This is a genomic window from Arthrobacter sp. EM1, from assembly GCF_029964055.1.
Taxonomy (GTDB): Bacteria; Actinomycetota; Actinomycetes; order Actinomycetales; family Micrococcaceae; genus Arthrobacter.
The window spans coordinates 1,472,777-1,485,192 of sequence record NZ_CP124836.1 but is presented as its reverse complement, the minus strand read 5'-3'; the positions used below and the strand labels follow the sequence as shown (position 1 = coordinate 1,485,192).

The 12,416-nt window shown below is 61.0% G+C and carries 11 protein-coding genes; 2 read left to right on the top strand and 9 right to left on the bottom strand.

Going from position 1 to position 12,416, the window contains the following annotated elements; genetic code table 11:
* Positions 1–7: 7 nt before the first annotated feature.
* From QI450_RS06860 to QI450_RS06835, 6 genes are all read right to left on the bottom strand, one after another.
* Positions 8–889, bottom strand: a complete 882-nt coding sequence (locus QI450_RS06860; protein WP_226776271.1) for a sugar phosphate isomerase/epimerase — start codon at positions 887–889, stop codon at positions 8–10.
* 13 nt (positions 890–902) lie between these two features.
* Positions 903–1,778: an ATP-binding cassette domain-containing protein gene (locus tag QI450_RS06855; protein WP_226776270.1), complete on the bottom strand. Its 876-nt coding sequence runs from the start codon at positions 1,776–1,778 to the stop codon at positions 903–905.
* The gene (locus tag QI450_RS06850; protein ID WP_226776269.1) at positions 1,775–3,559 is read right to left on the bottom strand and encodes a dipeptide/oligopeptide/nickel ABC transporter permease/ATP-binding protein; all 1,785 of its coding nucleotides are present in this window, start codon (positions 3,557–3,559) and stop codon (positions 1,775–1,777) included. The genes QI450_RS06855 and QI450_RS06850 overlap by 4 nt, the downstream gene beginning before the upstream one ends.
* On the bottom strand, positions 3,556–4,497 hold the full coding sequence (locus QI450_RS06845) for an ABC transporter permease (RefSeq protein ID WP_226776268.1): 942 nt from the start codon (positions 4,495–4,497) through the stop codon (positions 3,556–3,558). The genes QI450_RS06850 and QI450_RS06845 overlap by 4 nt, the downstream gene beginning before the upstream one ends.
* Before the next feature lie 68 nt (positions 4,498–4,565).
* Positions 4,566–6,086 (bottom strand): ABC transporter substrate-binding protein, encoded by a 1,521-nt coding sequence (locus QI450_RS06840; RefSeq protein WP_226776267.1) that lies wholly within the window; start codon positions 6,084–6,086, stop codon positions 4,566–4,568.
* Between the two features lie 71 nt (positions 6,087–6,157).
* Positions 6,158–7,207, bottom strand: coding sequence for an ROK family transcriptional regulator (locus tag QI450_RS06835; protein ID WP_309485715.1), 1,050 nt, complete (start codon positions 7,205–7,207; stop codon positions 6,158–6,160).
* A gap of 602 nt (positions 7,208–7,809) precedes the next feature.
* Between QI450_RS06835 and QI450_RS06830 the strand changes: the two genes are divergently transcribed.
* On the top strand, positions 7,810–8,769 hold the full coding sequence (locus tag QI450_RS06830; RefSeq protein ID WP_282468141.1) for an IS481 family transposase: 960 nt from the start codon (positions 7,810–7,812) through the stop codon (positions 8,767–8,769).
* 290 nt (positions 8,770–9,059) lie between these two features.
* On the opposite strand, the gene QI450_RS06825 is transcribed toward QI450_RS06830, so the two are convergent.
* On the bottom strand, positions 9,060–9,278 hold the full coding sequence (locus tag QI450_RS06825; protein ID WP_226776264.1) for a hypothetical protein: 219 nt from the start codon (positions 9,276–9,278) through the stop codon (positions 9,060–9,062).
* Positions 9,279–9,456: 178 nt separating this feature from the next.
* The gene (locus tag QI450_RS06820; protein ID WP_226776263.1) at positions 9,457–10,011 is read right to left on the bottom strand and encodes a hypothetical protein; all 555 of its coding nucleotides are present in this window, start codon (positions 10,009–10,011) and stop codon (positions 9,457–9,459) included.
* Between the two features lie 636 nt (positions 10,012–10,647).
* Here QI450_RS06820 and QI450_RS06815 point away from each other — a divergent pair.
* On the top strand, positions 10,648–11,544 hold the full coding sequence (locus tag QI450_RS06815) for an NAD-dependent epimerase/dehydratase family protein (RefSeq protein ID WP_226776262.1): 897 nt from the start codon (positions 10,648–10,650) through the stop codon (positions 11,542–11,544).
* A 9-nt stretch (positions 11,545–11,553) separates the two neighbouring features.
* Here the strand turns inward: QI450_RS06815 and heR are convergent, their stop codons facing one another.
* On the bottom strand, positions 11,554–12,348 hold the full coding sequence (gene heR, locus QI450_RS06810) for a heliorhodopsin HeR (protein WP_226776261.1): 795 nt from the start codon (positions 12,346–12,348) through the stop codon (positions 11,554–11,556).
* Positions 12,349–12,416 lie beyond the last annotated feature (68 nt).

The following is a 12,416-nucleotide window of genomic DNA, read 5'->3' as shown; positions in this document are numbered from 1 at the left end:
AATTCCCTCATACCTCCGCAAACAGTCGCTGCATATTGGCCAGGCCGGTGGTGGCCGCCAAGAGGCAGTCTTCGATTCCCTCGAATTCGAGTGATATAAATCCGTCGTAGCCCGATGCGACGATGTTTCGCACTATCGAGCGCATGTCAAGGTCGCCGTAGCCGACGATGGCGCCGAGCAGGTACGCACCCCCATCGGTGTGTATCCAGCCCTCCCCCGGATACTGGTGTCGAACGTAGAAGTCCTTAAGATGGAAGATTGACGCGTAGGGAGCGTTCCTCGCGACAGCGGTCGACGCGTCCTCGTCCACGACAAGGAAGTTGCCAACATCTACTGTGGTCCTGAAGTTCGGTTCGTCCACAAGGTAGATCAGACGCCGCACGCGCTCGCTCGCGTTCATGAACAATCCATGGTTCTCAACGCTCGTAGTGATGCCATATTGGGCTCCGAACTGCGCGATTTCTTGGCAGGCCTCGACGACCCTCGGGAGCAGTGATTCAAACTCGACAATGTCCCTCCCGGGCGTCGCCCAGGTAGCGACGTCGTGACGGAACAGTCGTATGCCGAGCTCGTCCGCGGTGAGAATATGACGCTTGGTGCGCTCCATGTTTAGTTTGTATTCCTCCACCGTGTTGGTGAGGAAGTTGGCCGGCGCCACAAGGTTGGAGAGCACGAGCCCGGTGTCTGCGGCCTTCGACTTAATGCCTTGAATGAGCTCGGGGTCGGAGTCGAGGGTCGATTCGTCGGACATCTGACCGGTAAGGGACACCGTCGCAATCTCCATGTGGGTGGCGTCGGTCGCGCTGATCCAGTCCATCACGTCGAGGAGGGACATCCTCCCGTCGCGCATGCATTGGCGGAAGGTGAAGGAACTGAAGCCAAATTGCATAGTTTTTTGTCTTTCATTTTTGTGGTTGACCAAGGCTCATGTAGAGGTCCCGGCGTTTAGCCTGACCCACCGGGTCCGGCACCGGCGATGCGAGCAACAGTCTCTGCGTGTATGGCTCTGTGGGGTTCGTCGTGACGACGTCACCGTCGCCGGTCTCGATGATCTCTCCGCTCAGCATCACCGCCACCCGATGGGCTATGTACCTGACCACAGATAGGTCGTGTGAGATAAAGAGATAAGCGACCCCGGTCTGCTCCTGGATGTCGATGAACAGGTCGAGGATGCGCGCCTGGGTAGAAAGGTCGAGGGCGCTCACCGGCTCATCACAGACGATGAGTTTCGGGGCGAGGGCGAGTGCTCGAGCGATGGCCACGCGCTGTCGTTGTCCACCGGAGAACTCTCGCGGATACCGCTGCGCAGCGTCAGCCGGCAGGTGCACATGGTCGAGAAGCTCGGCCACCCTCGCCCGGGCATCCGTTCCGCTGTAGCCGCGCACGGTGAGCGGCTCGGCGAGGATGGACTCGATAGTCATGGCCGGGTTGAGCGAGGAGTACGGATCTTGAAAGACCACTTGTATGTCCCGGCTCAATTGCCGACGCCGGCGACCACCTACGTGTGAGATTTCCTCGCCCTCGAACACGACGCTACCGCTGGTCACCGGAACGAGCCCAAGGACCGCCCTGCCTAGGGTCGTCTTGCCCGACCCTGATTCGCCCACAAGGCCGATCGTTTCGCCCCGCCTGACCTGGATCGATACATCTTTCAGGGCGTGGAAGCTCCTGCCTCGGAAACCTCTCCCGCGATAGGTGACGTTGAGATCGTTCACTTCAAGCAGCAGCGGGGCGCCCTGGTGTTCTGCCCACTCGGGGTCCTGGCGCTCGACGCTCATCTGGCGGCCTCCGTTTTAGATCTGCTCTTGCGTGGCTCCGCGCCCTCTAGCGTCGCAGCCAGCAGCATTTTCGTGTATTCGTGCTTCGGAGCGCCGAAGAGTTTAGTTGCGTCCTGTTGCTCTACGATGACGCCATCGCGCATCACCGCGACGCGATCGCAGATGTCGGCAACGACACCAAAGTTGTGAGTGACAAGGATCATTCCCATGTTGCGTTCCCGCTGCAGATCACGCAGTAGGTTGAGAACGTCGGCTTGCACCGTAACATCCAGAGCCGTCGTCGGTTCGTCCGCGATGAGCAGCTCCGGATCGCAGGATACCGCGCCGGCGATGAGCACGCGCTGCGCCATTCCACCGCTCAGTTGGTGCGGGTAGGAGGCCATAGTGCGCGCAGGGTCGGGGATGCCGACCCGTTCGAGGAGCGCATGGGCGCGAGCAGTTGCCTCTGCCCTAGATATCCCGAGCTTGTGGCGCATGGGTTTCACGAGCTGTACCGCCACGGTGAACGATGGGTCCAGGTTCGACATCGGTTCCTGGGGCACGTAAGCCATTCGAGTGCCGCGCACCCTCTGCAACTCGCTCTCCGGCAGTCCGAGCAGATTCTGGCCGTTGAGGGAGATCAGGTCCGCGCTCACCAGAGACTCCGGCGGCAATAGGCCAAGCACTCCGAACGACGTTTGCGACTTGCCCGAGCCGGACTCGCCGACGAGCCCCACCACCTCGCCCTTGTTCACATACAAAGAGATACCCTTGACGACCACGGAGTCCGACGCGTCATGCCGGGGGTAGGCGATCCGCAGGTTTTCCACTCTAAGCAGCGCATCGACCGGTGTAATCGGCGCTGAGTCACGCCGGGTGTTCACCGCGACCGCGGGCTCCGGGACCGGCCGATCGCCGGCCTTCGGGCGAGCGGCCCTCATCGGCCGCTGCGAACCCAGGGTATCGGCAAACGCGCCACCGAGGATGACGAGGGACATCACCGTAAACCCGATTGCGATTCCCGGCGGGTAGATGAGCTGCGGCGCACGGAAGATCGTAGTGAACGCGGAGCTGAGCATGCCGCCCCAGCTCGGTCGGTCTGAGCCGCCGATGCCGAGGAACTCCAGGCCGGACTGAACGATGATGGCGAGCCCGAAGATGAAGGAAGAGCGAATGAGCACCGGACCGAGCACGACGGATAGCACGTGCCGGAAGATAATCCTGGCGTTACCGAGCCCGGAGACTTTCGCTGCATCGATGAACAGCTCACCGCGCACGCCGATCACAACGCTCCGAGTGACCCGGAACAGGTCGGGGGAACAAAGGATGCCGAGCGCGATCATTGTAGGCCAGAGCCCGGTGCCTAGCGAGGTGACAATCATCAAGAGAATGAGGATCTGCGGAAGCGACATCAGCAGGTTGGAGGCCCAGCTGGCCACGCCGTCGAACCATTTCGAGAAATAACCGGCGAGCAATCCAGTCGGTACGCCGCAAACGATGGTCGTCACGGTCATGATGAGGCCAGCTTGGAGACTCACCTGGCCGCCCCAGAACAGGCGGCTGAGCACGTCACGTCCGCTGGCGTCGGTGCCGAGCGGATGCGCGGGGCTGGGGCCGAGCAGCGTTTCTCCGAGTGAGATGAGGTTCGGGTCGCGCGGTGAGATCCAGGGCGCGAGCACGCTCACCAACACGATAATGAGTAGGATCATCGCCGCCGCGACACCGAGCGGATTGCGCAAGAATCTCTTCGTCCTGCGGAAGGTCTGTCCGGCCGCAGCCGGAACGAGGGTAACTTGGCTCATGCGATCCGCACCTTCGGGTTGAGGGCGCCGTAGAGCACATCCACGACGAAGTTGACTGCGACGACGACGATCACGGTGAACAAGAGCAGGCCCATGATGACCTGGATGTCGCCGCTCCCTGATGCCGTAATTGCGACTGCGCCTATACCCTGGAGCCCGAACACGCGCTCGACGATCGCCGCGCCGCTCAGCGCAGCGATGAACTGCAGCGAGAGCATCGTGAGCGCGGGAGGCGAAGCGTTGCGCAGCACGTGGGTGAGCAGAATGTTGCGCGACGGCAGTCCGCGGCTGCGGAGGGTACGGATGTAGTCCTGTTCGTAGACCGAGATGACAGAATTGCGGATCTGCTGAGCGATCGCGGCAATCGAGCCTATGGAGAGGGCAACGATCGGCAGGGTGATGCTGCCTATCCAACCGAGCGGCGAATCAAGGAATGGTGCGTATCCTGTGGCCGGAAACCACCGCAACTGCACCGCAAAGACCTGAGCGAGGATCAAAGCCACCCAGAAATTGGGAAGGGCGAACCCGAGGACCATCACTATCTGCAACGCCCTGTCTATGCGTCCGGGGCGTACAGCGGCAAAGACGCCCAGCATCATGCCGAGTAGGGCAGCGATGAGCACCGCTCCGACGGCGAGTGAGACGGTAACGGGCAGGCGGGTAAGAATGAGTTCACTCACCGAAACGTTCTGCGCTGAAGATGTGCCAAGGCTGCCTGTGAGCGCGTTTCCCAGCCAGTCGAAGTACTGCCCAAAGACCGGGCGATCGAGCCCGAGTTCGTGGCGCTTAGCCTCCACCTGGGCGACCGTCGCGTACATACCGAGCGATCCCCGTGCGGGATCTGTTCCGGTAAGGGTGAGAAAGAAGAACATTCCGGTGACGACGACGAAAGCAAGCAAGAGGCCCGCGAGGAGGCGCCGGAGGATGAAGAGCAGCATTGCAGCTCCTTCGAAAAATCATGACAAGGGGTGGCCGGGTCTCCCCGGCCACCGCGACGGGTGATGTACTACTTGCCGGCCGGAGCGAAGAACCGGAGACTAGGAACAAGCTGGGCCTGCTCCATGGTCACTTTGATCTTCGAACTAGATATGTACACGTTCTGAAGCGTAGCGATCGGTGCGAACCACGCTTTGTCCACGATGTACGTGTTCAGTTCCTGGTAAAGCTTCGCTTGCCCATCACCCTGAGCCTTCGGAATCTCATCCAGGTACTTTTGCACCGTCGGATCCGAGTACCCGAGGCCGTTCCAGAGCGAGGTGGGCGTGAGTTTGTTAAGCACATCTGTCCAAGCCGGAATGTTGGTCGAGAACGACAAGATATATGCCGCTGAGTCGTTATAGACCTTCAGGCCGCCATTTGCGAAGCTCCCGGCGAGCACCGGCTTCAGCGTGATTCCCACCGCAGCAAGGTACTGCTGAAGGATTGGGATGAGCGGTTCCTGGAAACCGCTCGAGTAAACCACCGGAAGTGTGAAGCCGTCTGCATACCCGGCATCGGCGAGCAACTTCTTCGCCTTGGCAACGTCATACGGGTACTTGTCGTTCAATTCCGACACCCAGGCTTGACTGGCCGGGTTGAACGTCTGGGTCGAGACCTGACCGTAGCCGTGGAAGAATCCGTCGAGGATCGCCTTCCTGTCGAGCGCGATGTTGATTGCCTGGCGCACACGCTCATCCTTGAGTGCGGGCACTAGTGTGCCCGCACGGTCCTGCAGGATGATTCCCTGCCATTCGCCCGGCACAGTCTGAACGGTCAGTCCGGCCGCCTTCGCCTGGTCGGCCATGTCCGCTGTCGCGTACATGAACTCTGTCTGACCTGTGGAGAGCGCGTTGTACGCGGCGGTGAAGTCCGGCATCGGCTTGATGACCACAGTGCTGAATGGGTACGAGTCTTTATCCCAGTATTCCGGCTTCTTATTGAACACATAGCTGGTGCCCGCGACGGTCTTTGTGTCGAGGGTGTAGGGCCCGCTGCCAACAGGAGTCTTGCCGATCGTCCCGGCAGCAATGGCCTTCGGGCTCGCCATAAAACCGGCGTAGGTGGCGAGAGCTGCGAGAAGCCCGGGGGCCGGAGCCGCCAGATCTATTTTCACCTCTGTGGGACTCAGGGTATCGACTTTGCTGATAGCTTTTGCCGTCTCCGAGGCACTGCCTGCGCCCTTCTTTCGGTCCTCTAGGTTAGCTTTAACCGCGTCCGCGTCGAACGCGGTACCGTCGGCAAATTTGATGCCGTCACGCAGGGTAAGCGTGAGCTCCGTCAGGTCGCTGTTGTACGACCACTTCGTAGCGAGGTTGCCCTCGATGCTCCCGTCGGCCGACTTTTTGAGCAGCGGGTCATACATAGCCTCCGCATACTGGATGATCGAACCCTCCTTCATGGCACTCGGGTCCCAACTCGTGATGTCACCACTATTGCTCATAGTGAGTGTGTCGGTGCTGGTCCCCGACGTCGGCTGGCTTGCACCGCAGCCGGTAAGAGCAAGCGCGGTCGCGGCAATTGCCGCAATCACCCCATACGTTTTTCTCATTTGTGTTCCCTTCTCCCGTGGCACTGCCACGCTTGGTGAAGCTGGTACTTGCGATCGACTGGGCGTCATGCTCACGAGACTCCAAGCTCCCGGGAGAGCACCAGCACGGCTGCGCCGCGCATGACAATGTCTTCTCCGAGGGTGGTCATACGAACGGTAAGGCTGCTGTCGAAATCGGACATCGTGCGTCTATGCAGGGTCTCCAGTGTCGCGTTGAAAAGCGGACCCTCAAGGAGGTGGCGGGGGCCGCTGAGTACGACCTCCGCGAGATTGAGCGCCCCCACAACGGGCGCGAGAGCCGCGCCGAGACGCTCGCCAGCCTCCCAGAGAAAGCCTGCCCTTTCAGCTTCGGTGCTCGCTGTCGCCAGCCGAGCCTCGATGCGCGGCACCGCCAACCATGTCTCCAAGCAGCCCCGCTTACCGCAGACGCACTCGTCGCCGCCGGAGCCAAAGACCACGTGGCCGATCTCGCCGGCGGCGAAGCGACTGCCGAAGAGCAGCCTCCCGCCGAGGAGAATCCCCGAGCCCAGGCCGTGGCCAATTCTGATCAGCATGATGTCGCTCTTAGCTTCTCCGAAGCTGTGCTCGGCGAAAACAGCCACGTTCGCGTCGTTCGACACGACGACCGGAAGGCCGCAGCTCGCCGAAAGTTTGGCGCGCAATCGTTCGTTCTCCCAGCCGAGGTTGGGAGCACTCAAGACCACTCCTTCGAGGTCCACGATGCCCGGCGACCCGACACCAATACCGATAACGGTGGCCGTGGCCTGCGTGATGAGCAGCTCCGCGAGGGCGACGGCTTTGGCCGTGGCTTCCGCGCCAGTGCTGTTCTCAAGAGCGATCTCCGCGCGGCTGAGAATCTTTCCGTCGAGGTCGAGCATCGCTCCACGGAACACCCGATTATCGCTCAGGTCGATTCCGACGATCTGGAAGCCCCCGCGGTTGATGTCGAGCAGAGTAGCAGGCTTGCCCGGCCGAACACCCGTTCTCTGACCGAGCTCGATAACAAGCCCTTCGTCGATGAGTTCCGCCACGAGATCCGACACGGTCACGCGGGTAAGACCCGTGACGCGAGCGACATCCGCGCGGCTCTGACTTCCAAGGCCGTACAGGGTCTGCAGCACGAGGGCGCGGTTGTGACCGCGCGCATGCTCGGGGAGCACCTTCGACCGGGGGCGAAGAGTTCGCCCAAGAGGAAAGCCACCCGAGGTCGTCGGCCGCCCCTGGAGGGAGTCGTCACGCATACCAATGGATGTCATGGAAGTAAGTAAAGCTAACAAACTAACTCCTGACAAGGGTTTCCCGAAAATTATCACAGGCGGGTAGCGCCAGCAGATTACAATCAGGTATCCCGGCCGAACCCCAATTGGTTCGTTCGGCCGACGAAGCCATAACCGGTTAAAGGGTCCTTCAGAGGGGTGCGACTAGCGCATCCGCCGCACATATCCTTCATTTACTGTCACATGTGTAGGTCGGAGGAGGTCGCGCGGAATCGCGATCGCTGCGCGCCCTTACTCATTCCGGTCCCCTGACTCAAAACTGCGGGCAGCGCTTCGTATCGGAGCTGGACCTCAACTCACGGGCGGACCTCAACGGCCACTTCGGGGACTGGCTAGCTGTATTAGCCACGGAGGTTGGTGACAGGCGGCGTGGATAGGTGACAAAAAGAAGACCTCCGGGTGGAGTGGGGCTTGTCTAGAGTCCAGTTCCACAAACGGAGGTCTTCATGTCCCACCCTAATGCCTTTCTCGCGCCCAAGGGCCGGCTGCAGCTGGCCAGATGCGTAGTCGATGACGGGTGGCCGCTGCGTCGGGCCGCAGAGCGGTTCCAGGTCTCCGTACCGACAGCCGCACGCTGGGCAGAGCGTTACCGCGAACACGGCGAGGACGGGATGGAAGACCGCTCCAGCAGGCCCCTTGTGTCGCCCTCGAGGACCCCGCAACGGCGGGAACGGCGGATCATCGCCCTGCGCGTGAACCGGCGGTGGGGGCCGGCCCGGATCGGGTATCTGCTGGGCCTCCACCCATCAACCGTCCACAAGATCCTTTCCCGGTACCGGCTGGCGAAACTGTCCTGGCTGGACCGTGCCACGGGCCGGGTGATCCGCCGCTACGAGCACGAGAAGCCCGGGGACATGATCCACGTCGACATCAAGAAACTCGGACGCATCCCCGACGGCGGCGGGCACCGCGTCATGGACCGGGCAGCGGGCAAGAAAAACAAGACAGGGACCACGGCGAACCGGCGCCCCGGCTACGCCTACCTGCACAACGCCGTCGATGACCACTCACGCTTCGCCTACACCGAGATCCTCGACGACGAGAAGAAAGAGACCGCCGCCGGCTTCTGGGAACGCGCCAACCAGGCCCTCAACGCCGCCGGCATCACCGTGAAGCGCGTCCTCACAGACAACGGCTCCTGCTACCGCTCCCACGCCTTCCAAGACGCCCTGGGCCCGGACATCACACACAAACGAACCCGGCCCTACCGGCCCCAGACCAACGGCAAAGTAGAGCGCTACAACCGCACCATGCTCGATGAATGGGCCTACGCCAAGCCCTATGCATCAGAGGCCGAGCGTGTTGCCGCTTTCCCAGCCTGGCTCCATGACTACAATCATCACCGAGGCCACACCTCACTCAAGGGTCAGCCACCAGCAAGCCGCGTCACTAACCTCCGTGGTTAATACAGCTAGCGACAAAGAGCGACCACAAAACACCGCCCAAGAGCGCCGAATTCCACAGGCGACAATGCTCTAATTTTCCCGGAATGGTGTGGGCTCGTCCGCGGCCAGCGATTCCCGTAACTATGTCTCGAAACCCTCTGATGGATTCGGTGTATTCACCGATAGTTACGAGACACCCCGGAGCAGCCCAAAACGAAACCGATCGCCTACGCACGCGCTTGTGATTTTCAGGAGTCGCCTGCACTGATGTCAGAAGTCGTCTGCACTGCGTTTGTGTGTCCGAATGGGAATCATCCTCGTACCCTGCCCCGAATCCGGATGAATAGGGCAGCGAGCATCGCCCCGAAGAAAGACACCGTGAGGATGTCCAAGATCGCCAATGCCGGGTTCGTCCACGGCGGAACCAGGTCGTACTCGGCGTTGCACTTTGTGGTCAGCGGGAACAGCTGGAGTTGCTCATGCGCGTTTTGGCTGCGGTACTCGTGGTCGTACGGCTGACCAGCACCCAATTCGCACACCTCCGCGACAACAAGCCCGCCCGCGAAGACACCTTGGAAGAAGACCGCAACGAGGACAAAAAAGCCGACAGTGCAGTCAGTTCCAGCCAGAATTCGGCCGGTTTGATCTTGCCCATTGTCAGTCCCCCATCACTACAGGCCGAGTCTATAGTCCGCTATCCGCCATGTTTCACGCAGTCGCCCGCCGCAGCGTCTCACCGGGAATCACCTGAGAGCTTGAGAAGTGCACCCAGTCATCGGTCCGGCCCTCATCGAAAAGGCGGCGTGCCGTCATCTGGCACTCCTGCATGTCTCGTCGTGTGCCGCGCGGGTCGTAGCCCACGGCACCACCCAGAAGAGTCGAATTCACCTGGCGGGTCAGGCCAGGCGCGGTCATCACCTCGTACATGGTGTGTCCGCGCAGGCAGGGCCACTTGCCAGTTGGGACCTCGACCAGGCGAAGGTAGGTGTATCCATGGGCGAACATGGTGTTCCCCATCTGCTGGAGCAGCGACCATGACTCATCAGCGCCAAGTGCGAAGTCGGTCATCTTCTGCAGTAGGTCCTGATACTGCTGGTTAAGCGCCCTATCCACCGACCCGTCCGTCTTCTGCACGTACTTGTCGCCGAGTCCACCAGCACCTCCCTGGAGTGTCAGGCGGACCCATGCACGGATTTCCTCAACATCTTCGGCTGCAGGATTGGATAGAAGATACTTCGCCCGTGCCTCATAGTTCTCGGCCACCTGCGGCTGACGGATGACGGATGAGTCGAATCAGCCCGGAAAACGTCAGCATATCGAGGGCCAGCGAATTTACGTCAGTCGTCTACGACTCCATTTCAGGTGTTATGCGCTGAGGCGCAGGTCGAATGCAATCTCTGCAGTGTCCCACTCCGCACCGAGAGACGCTGCGGTCGGATTCTTCAAGAACTCTTTTCAGCGCCTCATCTACGGTCCCAATGTCGCTGACATAGCAAGTGGAAATAGAGCCCTCTATTCGTCCGATCGGGACCTCTACCGATCTGTCCCCTGCTTGCCCGTGGCTTTGCAGGACCGCCAATGAGAAATCATTTTCCGCATCATGGTTGCGGTGGCGCCCCAGCTTCGATGACGGGGTTCCGGCGACTTCGAAACGGGCGGGACCATGTTCCACTAGTCGCACCAGCGCCCGCAAGCCGATCCTCAACCGGACGATCGTGAGAAGCTGAGCGAATGATTCTGGAGCACGCGGTGCTCCCCGTCCGTCCACACTGGGCTCAAAGCCGTCTAACGTCAACTCCTGGGCCCCCTAACCAATCCGCCACGGCCCGCACGGCGGCGGCCCGCTGGGCCTCGACGTGGTGGCGTAGGCCGAATCTTCGGCCAAGAATGGAGTTACAGATGTCTTCCTTCGGAACGGTACGACAGGACTGGAAACCCGGAACGCTGTCTTCTGCCCAGACCGATTACGAGGGTCTTCGCGTGGTGATCTTCGGCGGTACCGGCGGCCTCGGCCGGGCCATCACCCAGTCCCTGCTGCGCAAAGGGGCCGAGGTCACCGTCGTCGGAAGGACGCTCAAGGACCCTCCTCACCCCAAGAGGTCATTTATCCCGGCAGACCTGTCGTCCTTGAACAACTCCCGCCAGATGGCCCGCGACTTGCCGGCCGAAACCTTCGACGCAGTCCTGCTCACCCACGGGATCTTTGCGGGACGGACCCGCCAAGAGACACCGGAAGGCGTAGAGAAAGATCTGGCCACGAGCGCGATGAGCCGGTGGGTCGTTGCCCAGGAACTGGCGCCACGGCTGGGCCGGGGAAGGCCTTCGCCCCGGCAGAAGCCGCGCCTTTTTGTCTGGGGGTTTCCCGGCGGCGAACGCGCGCTGGACCTCACGGACGTGCAATTGACCCGAAACTACCGCTGGCAGACGGCCCACAGCAACACCGTCGTGTTCAACGAGGCTCTGGTCCACCATGCTGCCGCCCGGTTTCCGGACATCAACGTGTTCGGTATGAATCCCGGCATCATCAAGACCAACATCATGGCCGGTGTCCTCGGCCAAGCGACCTTGAAACTACGAGCACAGCAGACCCTCATAGGTCTGCTGTTCCAGAGCGCGGAGGCCTACGCCGAAAAAGTGGTGCCCCTCGTGGTCCACCCCGCTTTGGAAGACAGATCAGGCGCACTATTCAATCGGCATGCCCAGCCAATAGAACCCAACCCTTGGCTGATTTCCGACAACCACTTTGACCACGTAGTCGCAGCGGCGGAATCCCTCTCAGCCCGAATCCTTGGTTAGGGCACTTATTCATTCGATGAGAGAGGCCAGGAAGACCTGCCACGTCAGCAGGGATTTCGCCGCGAGACTCAGCACCAGATACGTTTTCTCACCGAACGCATAGTTGGCCCACGGGCCTATTTCCCGGTACTGAAGCCACTGAGTGAGTCCGAAGCAGAAAAAGAGAACGCCCTGAATCGCCAAGATGACGAAGATGTACTCCGGAGCGTCGGAGTACAGCGGGATGTTAAGGCCCATCGCCACCCACGGAGTCACTCCAACCAGCGCACCGAACCAAAACGGAACCATCGTGGTCGATGTTCGGCCCGGGGGGTTCATTCGCTCTTGAAGGTATCCGAACAGAATCATTGCGACGTTGGCGCCGGCGACGACGAAGAGGGCGTTGATAGTCACGATGCCCCAGTAGAGTGCGATCACGATGACCATGAGCGTCGCGCTCAACGAGTACTCGACCCACCGGAACCGGTTGATGCCGCGCCGGAGGTCACGCTCATAGACTTTGCGGCCGAGCGTCGCCGTCAGCAGGTGATCAGTGCCAGCCAGTGCGAGGAATGCCACGAGAACATACCCGATGGTCAGCTCGAAGAGCGTCGAGGTTACGAGGCCTCCCTCCTCTCCTGCTCCGGGAGGACCATCAACATACGAAGCGAGCACTGGAATTGCGAAGTCGTTCGTCAGGAAGAGAAGCGCGGCAGCCTGGCCGAGGTGCAGTACTGCTAGTGCGATGTTCCACCGCCGTAAGCCTCGAAGGCGTTCGGGAGTCACGCCCGTCGCAATCGACGGCGATGTCAAGGACTGAGTCACGGCGTTGCCCCTTGGTTCGCTGGTAGGGATGTTGTTGCTGCGCCCTCTAATTGAACGGCCGTTGAATT

Coding starts and splice junctions, on each gene's coding strand:
- QI450_RS06815 (WP_226776262.1), top strand. CDS start 10,648: ATGTCTTCCTTCGGAACGGTACGACAGGACTGGAAACCCGGAACGCTG.
- QI450_RS06840 (WP_226776267.1), bottom strand. CDS start 6,086: ATGAGAAAAACGTATGGGGTGATTGCGGCAATTGCCGCGACCGCGCTT.
- QI450_RS06830 (WP_282468141.1), top strand. CDS start 7,810: ATGTCCCACCCTAATGCCTTTCTCGCGCCCAAGGGCCGGCTGCAGCTG.
- QI450_RS06850 (WP_226776269.1), bottom strand. CDS start 3,559: ATGAGCCAAGTTACCCTCGTTCCGGCTGCGGCCGGACAGACCTTCCGC.
- QI450_RS06860 (WP_226776271.1), bottom strand. CDS start 889: ATGCAATTTGGCTTCAGTTCCTTCACCTTCCGCCAATGCATGCGCGAC.
- QI450_RS06845 (WP_226776268.1), bottom strand. CDS start 4,497: ATGCTGCTCTTCATCCTCCGGCGCCTCCTCGCGGGCCTCTTGCTTGCT.
- QI450_RS06855 (WP_226776270.1), bottom strand. CDS start 1,778: ATGAGCGTCGAGCGCCAGGACCCCGAGTGGGCAGAACACCAGGGCGCC.